The organism is Paenibacillus sp. GbtcB18 (assembly GCF_019091125.1).
GTDB classification, from domain to species: Bacteria; Bacillota; Bacilli; order Paenibacillales; family NBRC-103111; genus Paenibacillus_F; species Paenibacillus_F chitinolyticus.
On record NZ_JAGXJX010000498.1, the window covers coordinates 1 to 260 of the forward strand.

Genomic DNA, 260 nt, shown 5'->3' on the forward strand with positions numbered 1-260 from the left:
TCGCGTTGGCCGGGAGTGAGACGGAGGCGGTAGGTTCCGGGCGGCTGGAATGCGACGACGCGGGCACCGATCTCGGCGAGGGCGGCACGGCGGGCCCGGTCCAGCGGTCCGCGCAGCCGTACCAGGTTGGTCTTGTGGTCCGTCCCACCCGGCGGGACGGGAAGGGGCACTGCGGTCTCCGTATGGGCCGCGTCCTGTCGGCCCGCGTCCTCGGCGCGTTCGGTGAGGTCGGCCACGAACTCCGGGGCGGGCACGACTCG

The 260-nt window shown here is 74.2% G+C and carries 1 protein-coding gene; it reads right to left on the reverse strand.

What is annotated here, in order from left to right; all coding sequences use genetic code 11:
• The coding region (locus KVT34_RS30485) for a hypothetical protein (RefSeq protein WP_217563318.1) at positions 1 to 260 on the reverse strand (260 nt) is incomplete at both ends.